Annotated in this window: 15 protein-coding genes; 8 read left to right on the top strand and 7 right to left on the bottom strand. The window is 69.8% G+C overall.

The genetic code is table 11. The features are described 5' to 3' along the window. Positions 1-54 precede the first annotated feature (54 nt). The 4 genes from ACFOD9_RS04820 to ACFOD9_RS04835 form a co-directional block, all read right to left on the bottom strand. Complete coding sequence (locus tag ACFOD9_RS04820; protein ID WP_379508950.1) at positions 55-1,020, bottom strand: 2-hydroxyacid dehydrogenase; 966 nt, start codon at positions 1,018-1,020, stop codon at positions 55-57. 226 nt (positions 1,021-1,246) lie between these two features. Further along, positions 1,247-1,477, bottom strand: a complete 231-nt coding sequence (locus tag ACFOD9_RS04825; RefSeq protein ID WP_379508951.1) for a biotin/lipoyl-containing protein — start codon at positions 1,475-1,477, stop codon at positions 1,247-1,249. 7 nt (positions 1,478-1,484) lie between these two features. Continuing rightward, entirely contained in the window at positions 1,485-2,513 is a 1,029-nt protein-coding gene (locus tag ACFOD9_RS04830; RefSeq protein WP_379508952.1) for an alpha-ketoacid dehydrogenase subunit beta, read from the bottom strand. Next, on the bottom strand, positions 2,510-3,460 hold the full coding sequence (locus ACFOD9_RS04835; protein WP_379509011.1) for a thiamine pyrophosphate-dependent dehydrogenase E1 component subunit alpha: 951 nt from the start codon (positions 3,458-3,460) through the stop codon (positions 2,510-2,512). The genes ACFOD9_RS04830 and ACFOD9_RS04835 overlap by 4 nt, the downstream gene beginning before the upstream one ends. Positions 3,461-4,239: 779 nt before the next feature. Between ACFOD9_RS04835 and ACFOD9_RS04840 the strand changes: the two genes are divergently transcribed. Further along, positions 4,240-4,866: a heme-binding beta-barrel domain-containing protein gene (locus ACFOD9_RS04840; RefSeq protein ID WP_379508953.1), complete on the top strand. Its 627-nt coding sequence runs from the start codon at positions 4,240-4,242 to the stop codon at positions 4,864-4,866. Between the two features lie 147 nt (positions 4,867-5,013). Here ACFOD9_RS04840 and ACFOD9_RS04845 read toward each other — a convergent pair whose 3' ends face one another. Then, the gene (locus ACFOD9_RS04845; RefSeq protein ID WP_379508954.1) at positions 5,014-6,093 is read right to left on the bottom strand and encodes a MarR family transcriptional regulator; all 1,080 of its coding nucleotides are present in this window, start codon (positions 6,091-6,093) and stop codon (positions 5,014-5,016) included. Between the two features lie 83 nt (positions 6,094-6,176). Beyond that, complete coding sequence (locus ACFOD9_RS04850) at positions 6,177-6,704, bottom strand: L,D-transpeptidase family protein (protein ID WP_379508955.1); 528 nt, start codon at positions 6,702-6,704, stop codon at positions 6,177-6,179. Between the two features lie 151 nt (positions 6,705-6,855). On the opposite strand from ACFOD9_RS04850, the gene ACFOD9_RS04855 reads away from it, so the two are divergent. Further along, positions 6,856-7,164 (top strand): ArsR/SmtB family transcription factor, encoded by a 309-nt coding sequence (locus ACFOD9_RS04855; RefSeq protein WP_379508956.1) that lies wholly within the window; start codon positions 6,856-6,858, stop codon positions 7,162-7,164. Between the two features lie 40 nt (positions 7,165-7,204). Here the strand turns inward: ACFOD9_RS04855 and queF are convergent, their stop codons facing one another. Beyond that, on the bottom strand, positions 7,205-7,684 hold the full coding sequence (gene queF, locus ACFOD9_RS04860; protein ID WP_379508957.1) for a preQ(1) synthase: 480 nt from the start codon (positions 7,682-7,684) through the stop codon (positions 7,205-7,207). A gap of 127 nt (positions 7,685-7,811) precedes the next feature. Here queF and ACFOD9_RS04865 point away from each other — a divergent pair, with 127 nt between their 5' ends. The 6 genes from ACFOD9_RS04865 (at position 7,812) to ACFOD9_RS04890 (ending at position 13,277) form a co-directional block, all read left to right on the top strand. Beyond that, complete coding sequence (locus ACFOD9_RS04865; protein ID WP_379508958.1) at positions 7,812-8,993, top strand: hypothetical protein; 1,182 nt, start codon at positions 7,812-7,814, stop codon at positions 8,991-8,993. A gap of 141 nt (positions 8,994-9,134) precedes the next feature. Beyond that, positions 9,135-9,986, top strand: a complete 852-nt coding sequence (gene sseA, locus ACFOD9_RS04870) for a 3-mercaptopyruvate sulfurtransferase (protein WP_379508959.1) — start codon at positions 9,135-9,137, stop codon at positions 9,984-9,986. A gap of 13 nt (positions 9,987-9,999) precedes the next feature. Continuing rightward, positions 10,000-11,235 (top strand): cystathionine beta-lyase, encoded by a 1,236-nt coding sequence (gene metC, locus ACFOD9_RS04875; protein ID WP_379508960.1) that lies wholly within the window; start codon positions 10,000-10,002, stop codon positions 11,233-11,235. Then, entirely contained in the window at positions 11,220-12,125 is a 906-nt protein-coding gene (locus ACFOD9_RS04880) for a mechanosensitive ion channel family protein (RefSeq protein ID WP_379508961.1), read from the top strand. Before metC ends, ACFOD9_RS04880 begins: the two co-directional genes overlap by 16 nt. 88 nt (positions 12,126-12,213) lie before the next feature. After that, complete coding sequence (cobA, locus tag ACFOD9_RS04885) at positions 12,214-12,984, top strand: uroporphyrinogen-III C-methyltransferase (protein WP_379508962.1); 771 nt, start codon at positions 12,214-12,216, stop codon at positions 12,982-12,984. Beyond that, a complete protein-coding gene (locus tag ACFOD9_RS04890) occupies positions 12,981-13,277 on the top strand; it encodes a DUF2849 domain-containing protein (RefSeq protein ID WP_379508963.1) in 297 nt (98 codons plus the stop codon). The genes cobA and ACFOD9_RS04890 overlap by 4 nt, the downstream gene beginning before the upstream one ends.

The following is a 13,277-nucleotide window of genomic DNA, read 5'->3' on the forward strand; positions in this document are numbered from 1 at the left end:
GCCGGCTGGCGGGCGCCGCGCGCGTCCGCCAGCCGGCCCGCATTCCAGGGCGCTTCAAGCCAGCTCGGACACCGGGGTCAGCACCCGCCCCTCGGTCAGCACGGCGATCACGTTGGCCACCGCCTGATCGCGCAGGGCGATGACCGACTGCATGGTCCAGCCGGCCGAATGCGGGGTGAGGATGGTATTGGGCACGCCGGCCCACAGCGCCGGATCGGTCGGCTCGGTGGTGAACACGTCGAGCGCCGCCATGCCCAGTTCGCCCGAGCGCAAGGCCGCGCGCAGGGCGTCCTCGTCCACCGTGCCCCCGCGCGAGATGTTGACCAGCAGGCCTTCCGGCCCCAACCGGCGGATGATGTCCGCATCAATCAGATGCCGGGTCGCGCCGTTGAGCGCCACGCAGACCACGAGCACCTGCGCCCAGTCGGCCAGTTCGCCCAGGTCCGCCATCTGCGGCCAGTCCGCCTCGGGCCTGGGCCGGCGCCCCCACCAGCGCACCTCGCCCCGACACGCCTGCGCGCGCCGCGCCACGGCCTTGCCGATTGCGCCCAGGCCGACGATGCCGATCCGCCGCCCGCCCACCGCGATCCCGGCCGGGCCGCGATACTTGTGGGTCCACCCCCCCGAACGCACCAGCGCATCGCCCTCGACGATCCGGCGCAGGCTGGCCAGCATCATGCCCAACGCGGCGTCGGCCACGTCCTCGGCGCCCAGCCCCGGCGAATTGGCCACCATGATGCCCCGCTCGCGCGCCCAGTCGGTATCGATGCTCTCGTAGCCCGCGCCCAGCACGACGATCGCCTGCAACCCCTCCAGCGCATCGAGCAGGGCGCGATCGAGCGGGGGAATGCTGATGGTCACCACCACGCGGATCGCCTTCCCCGCCTCGCTGCGGGCAAAGGCCAGCGGATCGTCCTGCTCCCACAACCGGGTCACCGGGCCATATTCGGCCACCTGGGCCTCGATCCCCTGGAGCGTGGGAATGTGGAGCAGGATGCCGCCCGGACTGGCCTTGGTCATGTCGTGTCTCTCCCTTGCCGGCCGGCTTCGGTCCGGTCCGGTCGGCGCAAGCAGCGCCGCCTGGGCGCGATGATGGCACGACCGCGCCCGCCCTCCAAGCGCCCCGCGCCGAACAGCGCCGCCCCGCGCCGCACTGGCCCGGCACGACAAGGGGCCGCCACCACGAAGGTGACGGCCCCTTGTCGGTCATTGGTTGCCGGGCAGGCGCGCCCGCCCGGCCTCGGGATCAGCCGATGGTGGCAAGCACCGTGCCGACCTCGCAGGTCTCGCCCGCCTGGACCTGGATGTGCAGCGTACCGGTGGCGGGCGCCTCGACCTCGTTGGCCGACTTGTCGCTTTCCAGCAGGAACAGCGGCTGGCCTTCAACCGCCTCGCCGCCATCGGCCACCAGCCATTCGGAGATCGTGCCCTCGGTCATCGAAAAGCCGATCTTGGGCAGCAGGACTTCGGAACTCATCGTGGAATCACCCTTGCTTGCTGAGGACGCGCGCCGCTTCCGCGATGGTCCCGCCATTGGGCATGAATGCGGTTTCGAGCGGCTTGGAAAACGGAATCGACGAGAAGTTGGAGCCCATCCGGTAGACCGGCGCCTTCAGCTTGCCGAACAATTCGTGGCTGACCACCGCGGCGATCTCCGCGCCCACGCCGAACGGCTTGACCGCCTCGTGGACCACCAGCAGCCGCCCGGTCCGCGCAGCCGAGGAGAGCACCAGGTCCTTGTCCCACGGATGGATCGAGCGCAGGTCGATCACCTCGGCCGAAATGCCTTCGCCGGCCAGGGTCTCGGCGGCCTTGGCCACCTCGTGCACCATGCGCGAATAGCTCACGATCGTGAGATCGGTGCCCGGACGGCGGATCACGCCCTGGCCAAGCGGAATGCGGTGGCCCTTTTCCGGGGCCGGTCCCTTCGAGCCGCCCAGCGGGAAGTTCTCGATGAACAGGCACGGATCGGGATCGTCGATGCAGGTCCGCAGCAGGCCATAGGCATCCGCCGGGGTCGACGGCGCCACCACCTTGAGTCCGGCGGTATGGGCAAACCAGGCCTCGAAATAGTCGCCATGCTGGCCGGCCGCGGAAATGCCGGCCCCGGTCGCGGTGCGGATGGTCAGCGGCACGCCGGTCTGGCCGCCGGTCATGAACCGCAGCTTGGCCGCATGGTTGACGATCATGTCCATGGCGACCGTGATGAAGTTCATCATCATGATCTCGGCCACCGGCTTGTAGCCGGCAAGCGCCGAGCCGATCGCGGCGCCGATGATCGCCTGCTCGGAGATCGGGGTGGAGCGCACCCGCTCCTCGCCGAACTGGCCCGACAGGCCGCGCGTCACGCCAACGATGCCGCCGCCCTCGGGATCGGCCACGTCCTCGCCGAAGACCAGGACCTTGCTGTCCGCCTCAAGCGCGTCGGCGAGCGCCCGGTTGATCGCCCCGCCCATGGTGATCTGCTGCACGGCCGCGCCGTCCGGGCGGCTCTGGGTCGCGGTGTCGGTCATGCGTAGCTCTCCTCGGCAACCTGGCATCCGTCGGCATAGACGTCGCTCTTCAGCTCGGCGACGTCGGGCAGGGGCGATGCCAGGGCAAATTCCACGGCCTCGTCGATATCGGCCTCGATCCGGGCCTCGATCGCCGCCAGGGTCGCCTCGTCGGCAAGTCCCCCGGCGATCAGCTTCGCGCGGAACCGGGGGACCGGATCGGCGGCGATCGCGGCCTGCTTTTCTTCCTTGGGCATATAGAAATCATCATCGCCCAGCACGTGGCCGTGGAAGCGATAGGTCATCGCCTCGATCAGGGTCGGCCCTTCGCCGGCGCGGGCGCGGGCAACCGCCTCGGCGGCGGCGGCGTACATTTCCAGCGGATCGTTGCCATCAACCCGCACGCCGGGCATCGAATAGCCGATCGCGCGGTCGGCGATCTGCCTGGCCGAGGTGGACTTGGCATAGGCCGTATGCTCGCCATACTGGTTGTTCTGGCACACGAAGATCACCGGCAGCTTCCACACCGAGGCCATGTTCAGCGCTTCGTGGAAGGCGCCGATGTTGGACGCCCCGTCACCGAAATTGGCCACGGCCACGCGGCCGTTTCCAGCCAGCCTGGCCGACCAGGCCAGGCCATTGGCGATCGGCATCGACGAGCCGACGATGCCGGTGGTGACCATCACGCCCTTCTCGACGCAGGTGAGGTGCATCGGACCACCCTTGCCCTTGCACGAGCCATCCACGCGGCCTGCCACTTCGGCCCAGACCTGCTTGAGAGGCATACCCTTGGCCAGCATATCGTGAATGCCGCGGTAGATCGTGCAGACATAGTCCTCGTCGGTGAGCACGGCCGACATAGCCGAAGGGATCACTTCCTGCCCGCGATAGCTGTAATAGGGGGCCACCAGCCGGCCGGTCGTGGCCATCTTGCGGGTGCGCTCGTCGTTCGCCTTGAGCAGGGCCATGCGCCGGTAGATATCGACCTGCGTTGCTGCGTCGGGCGTATAGGTGTTGCTCAACTCGGGTCTCCCAATTGTTCCGCGCCCAATCGCTCAGCGGCCCGCGTGGCTGCCGCCTCCGGGATTCGGGCGATCTCGTAAGTAGTAAACACTCACAAGTCAAAGCCGCAGTTCCGGCAAGGGGTCTCGGCCACGCTCTGCACCATGGTCGCCACGGCCCGCCACACCCCAATCCGGGGGCCGGGAACTTATCGCAGCGACGATGGATTTCCGCCAGCCTGCGCGATGCACGCCACGCCCAGCAAAGGAACGCGCAATTGCGCCGCTTTTGGGGGGCGGACACTGGCACCGGTGCCGCGCAAGGTCTGGGCCGCCGCACGCTTCCGGCAGCGCCGGACGCCACGCCGGCACCCGCCCGTCGGCCAGCGGCCAGCCTCACTCCAGCCAGCCTCACCTCGGCCAACCTTATCCCAGCTGGCCTTATCCCCGCCGCCTGCAACCGGGCCGAACTTCCGCAGCCCAGTCCGCCCGCTACTGCCCGGTCCGCCCGCTGCCCCGTCATCTGCCCGCCGATGTTCCGCCAGCCCGACGCGCGCGGCCGTGCCATCCCGCCGGCGCCCCTCTCCCCGGGACCAATCGGCCTCCGCGAAGCTGCCTCCCCCGGCTAGCCTTCCAGGTGTTGCCCGCAAACCATGCCTTCGCCCGCTCCCGGTGCCGTTCCCCGCGCGAACGCTTGCACCGACCCCGCGGGCCACGCTAGCCAGGGCCGACACCAGGAGGACACCATGGCCGACCATGCCGACGACATCTACGCCTCGCCCGACTGCGGGATCGACACGCTGGCCCTGCTCGGCCCGCTCGCCCCGCTGGCCGGCACCTGGGAGGGCACGCGCGGCGTGGACATCGCCCCCAAGCGCAGCGGCCCCCGGCGGCAGGAATTCTTCGAGCGGATCACGCTGGAGCCGGTGGATCCGGGCAACAACGGGCCGCAGGTGCTCTATGCGCTGCGCTACCACACCTGGATGTGCAAGCCGGGCGAGAAGGGCACCTATCATGACCAGGTGGGCTACTGGCTGTGGGAGCCGGCCACCCAGACCGTGATGCATTCGCTGACCATCCCGCGCGGGCAGACCGTGCTGGCCGTGGGCACGGCCGCGCCGGACGCCAGGCAGTTCACCCTGACGGCCACGCGCGGATCGACCGACTACGGGATCTGCTCCAATCCCTATCTCGAAACCAATTTCCGCACCGACAGCTTCGAGATCACCATCACCATCCACGACGATGGAACCTGGTCCTATGCCGAAGACACGGTGATGCAGATCACCGGCCAGGACGAACCCTTCCACCACCGTGATTCCAACCGCCTGACCCGAGTCGCCGCCCCCAGCCCGAACCCGCTGATGGCCTGACCGGAGCGCGCCGAGAGCAGGTGGCCGATCGGGGGGCTGGCCGATCGCGGGCGCAACGTTCCCGCCGGCAACCGGACCATCGCCGCTGATCCCCCCGCAGGCCGAGGCTCAAGGAACGCCTGCGGGAGGAAACCGGCTGGTGATACTTCAGACCGGCAAGGCGTTGGCGCCGCTGGCGCTGGTCAGCCCGCAGGCGCCCGTGCCGATGGCTTCGAAATAGCGGCCCATCCCATCGGCGGCCTTTTCACTCAGGCCAATGAAGGCGCGGCGCCGATCGAGGGTATCCTCGACCCGTTCGAACAGGCCGGCACGGGTGAGCTGGCTGATCCAGCGCAGCGCCGTGGTCGGCGGCACGCCCGAGGCGATGCACAGCGAGGTGACCGACACGCGCTTGTGCTCGGCCCGGGCGGCAGTGAGATCGAGCAGCATATCCCAGGCCGGATCGGCGAACAGTTCGGCATCGAAGAAGCGGGCACGCTGCTGGCGCTGGCGCAGGATGCGGCGAATCATCCGCGCATCGGGCAGCTCGGCCGCCGGCGGGGTCCGCAGGTGGATCGCGTCGTCGGCCGAGGCGCCGCGGAAGGTCACCGCCGGCGCTTCCACCCGGCCCGCCTGGCCCACTTGGCCCACTTGGCCGGCAGCGCCGCCACCCAGCCGGGCAGCCAGCCGGCCGACCTGCTCGGTCAACCGCAGGAGCTGCATCCGGTCCTCGTCGGCCATCTCGCGCACCGCTCGCCCCGGGGCCAGCGCCATGGCGCGGCCCAGGGCCAGGGCGAGTTCGGTTTCCCCGGCATCGACCAGGATCTGCGGCTGCGACTGGTCGACACAGCCGAACACGTCTTCCAGCCCGGCCGAGGTGGTGGCCACGATCAGCTGCGCCCCGCTTTGGGCACAGCGCAGATCCAGCCGCGACAGCGCCGCGAGGCCCACGGCATCCGGCCCCGGGCAATCGACCAGCACGACTTCGGCCATGCCCCGCCCCACCCCGGCGGCCAGCGCGGCCAACCCTTCGCACAAGGTGACACGGAACCCGGCGACCAGCGCATCCTCGCGCAGCTGCTGGCGCAGGTGCGGACGATCGACATAGATCGCGAGCGAGGGCGCGCGGCCCGGCAGATCGGCCGCGGCCGGCCGGCCTCCGGGGGCATCATAGGCGAAATCCGCCAGGTGGGTGAAATCTGCTGCGGGCGATTGCACTGTCGGGAAGGCAAGAGGTGCGCTGGCCATGATCACGCCTTTCGTTCGATATCCGTTCCAATATGAACAGGAATAGAACAAACGATGATCAGGTCAAGCACTGATAAGGAACATTACGGATCTATCTGGATCGGCGTGCCATCGGGCACAAGTGCCCACAGCTCTTCGATTTCCTCGTTTGAAAGGGCAATGCAGCCGGCCGTCCAGTCACCGGATATTCGTCCGTTCTGGAGGTAATTTGGTTGGCCGTGGAGGAATATCGCCCCGCCCGGCGATTGCCCGCGCGCCGCCGCATAGGCCCGGTCGGCCGCGTCGGGATAGGAAATGTGCAGCGAAAGCCAGTAGGCGCTGGCCGGATTGCCATGGTCGATCACATAGCGGCCTTCCGGCGTTCGTCCGTCGCCGGCAAAGTGCTTGGGGCCAAGCGGCGCCGGCCCCAGTTGCAGGCCCGTCCAAGCCCGCATCACCCGGCCCTCGCCGTCGACCAGCGACAACCGCCGCGCGCCCTTCTCGACATGGACCATCGCCACCTGCGACCCATCGGCCAGCGCCGGCCCGGCCGGCAAGCCGAGCGCCAGACCGAGCGCCAGGCTCCACGCGCCCAGCGCGACAAGGATCGAACGGGTATCCAGCCGGCGCATCAGGCGAAGATACCGCAAATGCCGAGCCCTGTCGCCACCACGGCGGTGCGGCTGCCCGGTTTCGGACAAGTGCGCGGCCGCCACTTTGCCATGACCAAGGTGCGCGTGCTATTGCGCGGGGATCGGTCGCCCCACTTGCCCAAGAGCTTCCATGAAACCGACGGACCTGACCCAACTCAAGGCCAATGCCGCCCACATGGCCGGGCGCCTCAAGCTGATGAGCCACCCCGAACGCCTGCTGATGCTGTGCCGGATGGACGAGGGTGAGGTTTCGGTGACCGAGCTCGTCACGCTCACCGGGCTGTCGCAGAGTTCGGTTTCGCAACACCTGGCGATGCTGCGCGAGGAAGGCGTGGTCACCATCCGGGGCGAGGCGCAGACCCGCTGGTACAGCCTGTCCGACCCGCTGGTGCGCGACCTGATCCACGCGATGTGCGAGTTGTGCGCCGCCCACGGCTGAGCGCGCGCCTTGCCGCCCCGCAGGTCCTTGCGGTGAAAGCCTAGCCGCGCCCGCGATAGCTGGCCACGCCCTGGTCGGGCACCCACAGGCCTTCTGGCGGGGCGCCGGATTGCCAGAACACGTCGATCGGAATGCCTCCGCGCGGATACCAGTAGCCGCCGATCCGCAGCCATTCGGGGCGCATCTCGGTGAACAGGCGCTGGCCGATGCCTACGGTCACATCCTCGTGGAAGCCGGCATGGTTGCGAAACGATCCGAGGAACAGCTTGAGGCTTTTCGATTCGACGATGGTCTGCCCCGGCGCATAGTCGATCACCAGGTGGGCGAAATCGGGCTGGCCGGTCACCGGGCACAGCGAGGTGAATTCCGGCGCGGCAAAGCGCACCAGATAGCGCGTGCCGGCGCGAGGATTGGGGACATAGTCCAGCACGGCGGCTTGCGGCGAGGCGGGCAGCGCGGTCTGGCGGCCAAGGTGCAGCGGGGCGACCGACGGTTCGCCCGGTTCGATTGGATCGGTCATGGAGCAGCCATGATCCAATCGCCGCGCCCGCACAAGTCGGGGAAAGGCCACGCCCGGTCGATGATGGCCGGGCAGTTCACCCCGGGTTCAGCCTCGCCAAGGCCTTGCCGCGAGCCAAAGAGGCCTGATGCACCGTCCACGCCGCCATTCCCCGATCCGTCCGAGCCTGACCCCGGCTGCGCTGGCCATGGCCCTGGCAGGGGCCGCGGCGGGAACAGGGGCGGGAACGCTCGCCCTGGCGCCCCCCGCCGCGGCGCAGTCGGCCAGCGATTTCCGCCTCCCGCCCGGCACCCAGCCCCGCGGCCAGGGTCCGGTCGATCCCGACAATCCCGCCACCCCGGCAGCGGCCACGCCCGCGCCGACCGCCCCGCCGTCGCCAACGCCGGCTCCACCCGCAACTCCGGCTCCAACTCCCGTTCCGGCGCCCTCGCCCGCCGCCCGTCCGGCAACGCGCCCCGCGCCCGCGCCAGCCCAACGACCCACCGCGCCATCCAGCGCCGCCAGCCCAGCAGCCGTCCTGCCCGGCCTGGCCCAGCCGAGCCTCGCCGCGCCCACCAGCCTGCCCCCCTCCATTTCCGCGCCAGCCCCGCTGGACGGCCCGGCCAGCCTGACCGACCGGGGATGGCTCCTGCCCGCCGCGCTTGTCGCCGGCCTGGTCGGCGCCCTGGCCACCTGGGCGCTGGTCGCGCGGCGCCGGGTGCAGGCCGAGGCCGAGCCCGAATTCGTCCGCCCCCGTCCCGCCCCGGCCCAGGCTGTGCCGGAACCCGCGCCAGACCCCACCCCTGCATCCGCGCCGGAAGCGGCCTCGACCGCCGCCGATCCGCTCGATCTGGTGCTCGAACCGCTGCGCTTCAGCCTCACCCTGGTCAACGCCACGCTCCGCTATCGGCTGGTCCTGGCCAACCGGACTCCCGTCCCGCTCGGCCCGCTGCACATCGCCGCCGACATGATCGCCGCCCATGCCTCGATCTCGCAGGCCGCCCTGCTCGGCCAGGATGGTGCCGGCCTCGAACTGCGCCTCGAACTGCGCCATGCCCTGGCCGCGCTCGGCCCCGGCGAAAGGGCTGAACTGACCGGAGAACTGCGCCTGCCCCTGGCCGATGCCACCCCGATCCACGCCGGCTCGGCCGCGCTGCTGGTGCCGCTGGTGCGGCTGCGGGTGGACGGCGCCGGCCCCACCCGCACCACCGCGCTGGTGGTGGGCGAACCGCCGGTGGTCCCCGGCGGGCCGCTGCGCCCGTTCCGGCTCGACCGCGGCCCGCGCCTGTACGCCGCGATCGCCCAGCGGACCGTCGCCACCTCGGCCTGAACCGCGCCGCCCGGCTTATCGGTGCAAAGGGGCAACACCCCGCCCGGCCTTGTGGTAATCGGTTGCCGAAGCCCCCTCGACGCGGCTCCATGAGAAGGGTAACCGTTTTCGCCCGCGTAGCGAGGAGGAGGAGCCGCGTAGATGACGAGCCTCGTCACGGTCGAATGGCTGGCCAACGAAATGGGCGCGAGCGACCTTCGCATCGTCGATGCGACCAAGCACCTGCCCGAGGCTGGCCGCGATGCGCGCGCCGAATATGGGGAAGGGCACATCCCCGGCGCGGTCTTCATGAACCTCGAAGACCTGGTGGAACCCGCCGCCCCGGTCGAAAACACGCTTCCTTCTGCCGAACGCTTCGCCAGCCGGATGCAGGCGCTGGGCCTGGGCGATGGCAGCCGCATCATCCTTTATGACGATTCGGCGGTGAAAAGCTCGGCCCGCGCCTGGTTCATGCTGCGGATGTTCGGCGCCAATCTCGTCGCCATCCTCGATGGTGGCCTTGGCGCGTGGATCGCCGCCGGCCAGCCGCTGGCCAAGGGGGTCGAGACCCGCCGCCACCGCCATTTCACCGCCTGGTCCGATCCGGCCCAGGTCCGCTCCAAGGCCCAGCTCGTCGCCAATCTCGCCAGCCGGGCCGAACAGGTGGTCGATGCCCGGGGCGCGGCCCGCTTCACCGGCGCCTCGCCCGAACAGCGCCCGGGCCTGGCCCCCGGCCACATCCCCGGCTCGCTCAACGTGCCCTATACCGCATTGTTCAACCCCGATGGCACCTACAAGTCGCCCGACGACCTGCGCGCCGTCTTCACCGCCGCCGGGGTGGACCTGTCGCGGCCCGTGGTGACCACTTGCGGCTCGGGCGTCACCGCCTGCGTGGTGGGCTTCGCGCTTCACCTCATCGGCAAGGACGATGTCGCGCTCTACGATGGGAGCTGGGCCGAATGGGGCGCCGATCCCGCGCTGCCCAAGGCACTTGGGGAAGCGGTCCACGCCTGATAGCAACAGGGGCATGAAGGCTCCTGTCGACAAGCTCTCCCCCGCCACCCGCCTGACCACCGCCGGCCGCCGCCCGGAATGGACCGGCACCGCCGACCAGCCCGGCGCGGTCGTCAACCCGCCGGTCTGGCGGTCCAGCACCCACCTCTATGCCGATACCGCCGCGCTCAAGGCCGGCCCGCGCACCAATGCCGATGGCCGGTTCTACTATGGCCGGCGCGGCGCCCCCACCCAGTGGGCGCTGGCCGAGGCGCTGACCGAGCTGGAACCGGGCGCCGGCCCCGATGGCGGGACCATGCTCTATCCCTCCGGCGTCGCCGCCATCGCCGGCGCCCTGATGACCGCGATCAGACCGGGCGACGTTCTGCTGATGACCGACAACGCCTATGATCCCAGCCGCGCCCTCGCCCGCGGCTGGCTGGCCCAATGGGGGGTGGAAACGCGCTGGTTCGATCCGCTCGACCTGGCCGGCTTCGGCGCTGCCTTCTGCGATCGCACCCGCGCCGTCCTGCTCGAAAGCCCCGGCTCGCTGACCATGGAGGTGCAGGACGTTCCCGCCCTTGCAGCCATCGCCCGCCAGAACGGCGCCTGCACCGTGCTCGACAACACCTGGGCCAGCCCGCTCGGCCTCGCCGCGCTGTCCCACGGGGTGGATATTGCGGTGATGAGCCTGACCAAGCACGTCGGCGGCCATTCCGACCTGATGCTGGGCAGCGCCACGGCCGGCGCCCACTGGTATGGCAAGCTCAGGCACACCGCCCAGGCGCTTGGCCAGGTGGTCAGTCCCGACGATGCGGCGCTGGCCCTGCGCGGCCTGCGCTCGATGGGGGTGCGGCTGGAGCGCGAGACCGCCTCCGCGCTCACCCTCGCCCGCTGGCTGGAAAGCCGCCCGGAAGTCGCTCGCGTCCTGTGCCCGATGCTTCCCGGCGCGCCCGGCCACGATCTGTGGGCTCGCGACTTCACCGGCGGCTGCGGCCTGTTCAGCCTCGTGCTGAAGGGCGGCACGGCGGCGGCGCGCGATGCCCTGATCGATGCCCTGGCCCTGTTCGGCATCGGCTATTCGTGGGGCGGCTTCGAAAGCCTGGTCACCCCGCTCGATCCCGGCCCCAGCCGCAGCGCCACGCCCTGGCCGCCCGCCGGCGCCGACCCGGCCGACCGCTTCGGCCTGCGACTCTCGATCGGGCTGGAAGACCCGGCCGATCTCATCGCCGATCTGGAACGGGGGCTGGCCGCATGGAACGCCGCCTGAGGCTCGATTGGCAGCACGGGCTGGCCGATCTTGCCGCCCGCGCCGATTCGATCGGCTTCGACTATGGCCACACCCGCGTCTCGCTCTACCGCGCGGTGCTGGCGCTGCTGGTCCTGTTCTGCGTCGTGGTGTTCGGCCGCCTCGCCAGCCGCACGGTTCGCCACGTCTTTTCGCGGATGACCCAGCTCGATCCCACCCAGCGCCTGCTGGGCGAGAAGCTGGTCTCGATCGCGGTCTGGGTGCTCACCATCCTGATCGGGATCGACGCGCTGGGGATCAGTCTCACCGCGCTCACCGTCTTTTCCGGCGCGCTGGGCCTCGCGGTTGGCTTCGGCCTGCAAAAGACCTTCGGCAACCTCATCGCCGGGCTGATCCTGCTGATGGACCGCTCGATCAAGCCGGGTGACGTCATCGCCGTGACCAGCGGCAAGGACACTGCCGTCGGCCAGGTCAAGAAGATCGGCATCCGCGCCGTCTCGATCACCACCCGCGACCAGATCGAATACCTTATCCCCAACGAGAACCTGATGACCAGCCAGGTGGAAAACTGGTCCTATTCCTCGCGCGACGTGCGGGTGAAGGTACCGGTGGCCGTGGCCTATGGCACCGATATCGACCATGCGGAAAGCCTGATGCTCCAGGCCGCCCGCGCGGCAAAGCGGGTCCACAACGACCCCGCCCCCAGCGTCTGGCTCAAGGCCTTCGGCGACAATGCCATCGAATTCGAGATCCAGTGCTGGATCGACGATCCCGAGGAAGGCGTCGGCAACATCCGCTCAGACGTCCTCAAGCAGGTCTGGCACCTCTTCCGCGAACACGGGGTGGAGATTCCGTTTCCGCAAAGGGAGGTGCGATTTGCCGGGCCGCTGACGGTGGCGCGGGGGGAATAGGCTGGGTGACCGCCCCCAAAAATTTTCCTTCCTCCCGGCCAAACCATTCTGACTCGCATCATGGCACCTGAACGGCCAAATGCGCCCCATGCCTCATGCCGCCCTCACTCCCGGAACGGTCCATCTGGTCGGCGCCGGCCCTGGCGATCCCGACCTGTTGACCCTGCGCGCCGCTCGGCTGATCATGAATGCCTCGCTGATCGTCCACGATGGGCTGGTCGAACCCGCGATCCTCGCCATGGCGCCGCGCACCGCGCGCATGGTCTCGGTTGCCAAGAGCCGCAGCCGCCACACCCTGCCGCAGGACGGCATCAATGCCCTGCTGGTGCGCGAAGCCCGCGCCGGGCATGACGTGATCCGCCTCAAGGGCGGCGATCCGTTCGTGTTCGGTCGCGGCGGCGAAGAGGCCGAGGCCTGCCGCGCCGCCGGCGTGCCGGTCGTCGTGGTCCCCGGGATCAGCGCGGCCAATGGCGCCGCCGCCGCCGCGCAGATCCCGCTCACGCACCGCGATGCCGCCTCGATCGTGACTTTCGTCGCCGGTCAGTGCAAGGGGCTGACCGAGCAGGACTGGTCCGGCCTTGCCGGCAAGGGCCGCACGCTCGTCATCTACATGGGCGTGGCCACCGCCGAGGCGATCTCGGAAAAGCTCATGGCCGATGGCCTGGCACCGCAAGTGCCGGTGGCGGTGATCGAGAATGCAACGCGCGCCGCGATGCGGGTGCTGCGCGGGCCGCTGGCCGGCCTCGCCGCGCTGGTCGCGGTCAACAAGGTGAAGAGCCCGGCGCTCATCGTCATCGGCGATGTGGCCGCGCGGGATGAAACGGAATTGCGCGAAATCGCGCTGGAGGCAGTGAAGTGAAGATCCTGACGGGCAATGATCTGAAATCGGGCGCGGTAACCTGGTGGACCGGCGAGAACTGGTCGCTCCACGTGGAAGACGCGATCGACGTGGGCGAACATGGCGATGAAATCGCCGCGCGCGAAGCCGCCGCCCGCCACGTGGTCAGCCCCTATGTGATCGACGGCGCGCAGGGCGCCGAAGGCATTCGCCCGGCCCACATCAAGGAACGCATCCGCGCCCTTGGCCCCACCGTGCGCCTCGACCTTTCCCTCAAGCGCGCCGATCCCGCCGCCGGCAACTGGGTGATCTGA

It is taken from the genome of Novosphingobium bradum (genome assembly GCF_042646485.1).
In the GTDB taxonomy this organism is placed as follows: Bacteria; Pseudomonadota; Alphaproteobacteria; order Sphingomonadales; family Sphingomonadaceae; genus Novosphingobium; species Novosphingobium bradum.